Origin of the sequence: Bacteroides sp. RTP31139st1_H2_RTP31139_211217, from assembly GCF_040227615.1 — a bacterium.
GTDB lineage: Bacteria > Bacteroidota > Bacteroidia > Bacteroidales > Bacteroidaceae > Bacteroides > Bacteroides uniformis.
Genome location: NZ_JBCNZM010000261.1, coordinates 1 through 4,015 on the forward strand (window position 1 = coordinate 1; position 4,015 = coordinate 4,015).

The 4,015-nt window shown below is 43.2% G+C and carries 6 protein-coding genes; 2 read left to right on the forward strand and 4 right to left on the reverse strand.

Annotated features, from left to right (window positions below):
• The 4 genes from ABUA47_RS23480 to nusB form a co-directional block, all read right to left on the reverse strand.
• Positions 1-377 (reverse strand): dephospho-CoA kinase (locus ABUA47_RS23480; protein WP_349832147.1); only part of this gene is annotated, 377 nt, incomplete at its 3' end.
• The gene (locus ABUA47_RS23485; RefSeq protein ID WP_005831792.1) at positions 367-1,383 is read right to left on the reverse strand and encodes a YbbR-like domain-containing protein; all 1,017 of its coding nucleotides are present in this window, start codon (positions 1,381-1,383) and stop codon (positions 367-369) included. The genes ABUA47_RS23485 and ABUA47_RS23480, both read right to left, overlap by 11 nt.
• 15 nt (positions 1,384-1,398) lie before the next feature.
• Positions 1,399-1,734 carry a preprotein translocase subunit YajC gene (gene yajC / locus ABUA47_RS23490; protein WP_005831794.1) on the reverse strand — a complete coding sequence of 112 codons (336 nt, stop codon included), beginning with the start codon at positions 1,732-1,734 and terminating at the stop codon, positions 1,399-1,401.
• Positions 1,735-1,772: 38 nt separating this feature from the next.
• Positions 1,773-2,687: a transcription antitermination factor NusB gene (gene nusB / locus ABUA47_RS23495; protein ID WP_349832149.1), complete on the reverse strand. Its 915-nt coding sequence runs from the start codon at positions 2,685-2,687 to the stop codon at positions 1,773-1,775.
• Positions 2,688-2,906: 219 nt separating this feature from the next.
• On the opposite strand from nusB, the gene ABUA47_RS23500 reads away from it, so the two are divergent.
• The gene (locus ABUA47_RS23500) at positions 2,907-3,314 is read left to right on the forward strand and encodes a PUR family DNA/RNA-binding protein (RefSeq protein WP_034522710.1); all 408 of its coding nucleotides are present in this window, start codon (positions 2,907-2,909) and stop codon (positions 3,312-3,314) included.
• Positions 3,315-3,452: 138 nt separating this feature from the next.
• Positions 3,453-4,015 (forward strand): 50S ribosomal protein L25/general stress protein Ctc (locus ABUA47_RS23505; protein ID WP_349832151.1); only part of this gene is annotated, 563 nt, incomplete at its 3' end.

A 4,015-nucleotide genomic window follows, 5' to 3' on the forward strand; every position in this document is an offset into this window, starting at 1 on the left:
GCATCCACCTCACCTGCAAACCCCGCTTCGACCAGAATGGCCGATTCTATACCGACAATGGGAAAAGCGGTGCGGCATTGTGTCCACCGCCTGAAATCCTCCTTTACACGAGGATGCACAATACAGTTGATTTCTTTGGCATGCTCCGGACTACCGAAAAGATAAGACGCCAACAAAGGCTTGTTCAGCGTGCCACCGGCATACACTTCCGCACCAAGCAAAGCTGACAATTCCTCGCGGATCAATGAATCGGATGCCATCAGCCTTTTCGTTTCCAAGTCCGAGATATAGACGGGAACACCCAGCACTTCCAACAGCCGGGATACCATACTCTTTCCGCTACCGATACCACCGGTTATACCTATCTTAATCGCCATAATCAGGAGAAACTTGCTCTATCAGAAAATCCACTTGTGCCGGATTGAAGCGTACCTGGCTCACCCCTTTCGGCAGATTCTTAATCTTTACCGTATACTTGTCGGAACCCAGACGGAGCAGTTCCTCATAGGACACGTAAATATGAAAATCATCAGCGTTAATCTGCCTGAAATGACTCAGACCAACCTGAAACGTGACCTGCACCTTGGAAGGGAAAGCGCGCAGCACCTTGTCGGCAGGAAAGTTAACGCCACGCAACGGCACCTCCACTGTCTTTTCCGTATAAATATCCACCGGAAGCATCATCTCAATGGAAGAAGGCACAAACTTCACACCTTTCTGGATACGCAGGGGGACTTGCTGCCTCAAGGTATCCGATATATCTTCCAGCTTCACCGGTTGCGTATAGGCAACAGCAATCGTATCCAGCACGCCTTGCGGCGCATACACCAATACGGAATCGGGACTGAATATCGTATCCGAAAGATAATACTCACGTCCGGCACTCAGCGTGCCGCGCAGCTTCACCGGCACCAGTTTGGAGGCTCCCGTCGAATAGATGTACTCCAATGTATCCGGCTTCATGGAAAGCAGGCGGGTAGAGGCATTCAGCTGGTTCAGCACTTTCTTTTCAAACTGCGAGGGATATATCCTTACTTGATTATCCACGCCCTTATAATCGGCATAATCGAGAATAACGGGATAAAAGCTCTTTCCCAACATATAGTTGAGCAGTACCGTTCCCTTATCCTTTACCTTGATACGGAGTTCTGAAGCAGGTTCAGAGGTAATCACCACATTATTGGGCACTCCCTTCAGCCGCACCGGTATAGAAAAGTCCGCCTCATAGTCGTTGTTCAAGGTCTGCAAGAGCCAGAAGCCACCGGCTACAAAGAAAAAAAACAAAAAAATGAAGAACTCCCTGCTTTTATCGCTAAGCAGAAAGTCCTTCACTTCTCTTGATATCTTCAGATATGTACGTTGTATGTTCCTACGTTCAAACATAGGCTCACATTTCTATTATTTAGATGCCTGACTGCTGTTCGCATCAGCAGCTGCAGCAAAAATAGAATTCTTGTCTATACGAATCTTAACGTTAGAAGCGATTTCAAGCACCACATCATTGTCGTTGATTTCCTTGATAACACCATGGATACCACCAGCTGTGATTACTTTCTGATTCACTTGAAGCGATTTACGGAAGTTTGCTATTTCCTTTTGCTTCTTGTTTTGAGGACGAATCATAAAGAAATACATAATAACGAACATGGCTATCAGCATAATCCACATCATGCTACCACCACCGGCAGGGCCTGCAGCGGGAGCCTGCAGGAAGAATACAGTCATTAAGTTCATAAATACTCAGTTTTGGTTTCTATTATTAAACAAAGGTATTAGTTTTTCGTTAACTTACCTTCTTTTTTTAATTGATCCAATGTACCGTTCACGAAGCTGCCACTTTTGGCCGTGCTGTAAACTTTGGCAATATCGACATATTCGTTCAACGAAACACTCACCGGAATGTTCGGGAAACTTAATATTTCGGCCAAGGCACACTGCATGATTACAACGTCCATAAAGGCTACACGGTCCAAGTCCCAATTGCGCGTGTTCTCGCTGATGAGGTGACGGTAATAGTCACAGTTCAAGATGGCACGGCGGAACAAACGGCGTGCAAATTCCTGGTCTTCCTCATCCTTGAACTCTGGTAGAAGTTCCTGATTGGCACCATTCTTCTCTTCAAAGCGCTTGATGGTTTTCAGTACGAAAGTATCCACAATCTCCTTGTCGTCATTCCAGTAGAGGCTCTGGTCTTCGAGCACATTGTCCAAGGCTTCGTTGTTGAAGACAAAAGTCTTATACAGCTTTCTCCACAATTCACGGTCGTATTCGTAAGAATTGTCCGAAGAAGCCATATATTCCTTATATATATCTGATTCCACAATTTTCTCATACAATCCCTTGACAAAGTCTTCATCATTGGCCCACGTGCGCTTTTGGTTGGCAATGAATTCCGTCAATTGTTTGTTCACTTCCAACTGGGCTATGAACTTGTTTTCCACAAATTTCATGTTGGGATACAGCTCCTCGGCAGTGGGAGCCAGCTTAGCTTTTGCCGCATCAATACGTTTTTGTGCGTAGTTCGTCAAAGCTATCATCAGCATCAGCAGGTAGTTGTAGAGGTCGTATGCCTTTGAAAGGCTAAAGAACAATTCTTTCTCCGCTGAGTCTAAATTTTTACTGCCATTCTGATAATAAGCATATACAATCTGTATAATCTTAAGACGAATAAGAACTCTGTTGATCATAATTCTAAAGTAAATACTAGTGTTTTAACAAGGCGCAAAAGTAGGCATTTTTAATGAGTTTACATAAATAAATCACATTTTTTAATGCAGATATTGATTATCCGGTCTTTTTCTTTTGACAGTTTAAAAAAAATCGTCAATTTTGAGCCCGATAAAGAGCTAAAAGCTACGAGATACAAGTTTTAAGGTGATAATATCAAAATTGAGACCTATTATAATATGGAAGACTTTAAGAAGAAAAACGCAGCGGACATGAACGACAAGGAGATTGTATTCTCCCAATCCATCAAAGCAGGTAAGCGCATCTACTATTTAGACGTCAAGAAAAACAGAAAAGACGAAATGTTTCTCGCCATCACGGAAAGCAAGAAGATTGTGATGGGCGAAGGAGACGACTCGCAGGTAAGTTTCGAAAAGCACAAAATCTTTCTATACAAAGAGGATTTTGAAAAGTTCATGAACGGACTCCAGCAAGCCATCGGCTTCATCCAGGAGCAGCAGGGTTGCTATACAAGACATACCGCTGACGAAGAGGCTGAAAGTCCCGAAACGGGAAAAGAAGAACTGTCGAAAGAGGAAAAAGCGTCTTCATTGGAAGGAGAAATCAAGATAGACATTGAATTTTAAGTTATAACCTTTTGATAATTCAAAAAGAAGCTGTACTTTTGCACCGCTTTTTTGCAACATCGTGTGGCAAGCCACATCGTGTGATGGTGAATTAAGCAAAAAATTTACTTAATTTAGAGTAACACAAAATTTTTTAAAATGAAATCAATTGAAGTAAAAGGAACTGCAAGAACTATTGCAGAACGTTCTTCGGAACAAGCAAGAGCTTTGAAAGCTATTCGTAAAAACAACGGTGTACCTTGCGTACTTTATGGTGCAGGTGAAAATGTTCACTTCACTGTACCTGCAGAGGGTCTGCGTAACTTGGTTTACACTCCGCACATCTACGTAGTTGACTTGGTGATTGATGGCAAGAAAGTAAACGCTATCATGAAAGATATCCAATTCCACCCCGTAAAGGATACTATCCTGCACGTTGACTTCTATCAAATTGACGAGGCTAAGCCTATCGTTATGGAAGTTCCGGTACAGATGGAAGGTTTGGCAGAAGGTGTTAAGGCCGGTGGTAAGCTGGTACTCCAGATGCGTAAGCTGAAAGTAAGAGCTTTGTATAACGTAATTCCTGAAAGACTGATTATCAACGTTGCCCACTTGGGACTTGGTAAGACTGTTAAAGTTGGCGAATTGCAATACGAAGGATTGGAATTGCTGAATGCCAAAGAAGCTGTTGTATGCGCCGTTAAGCTGACTCGTGCTGCAAG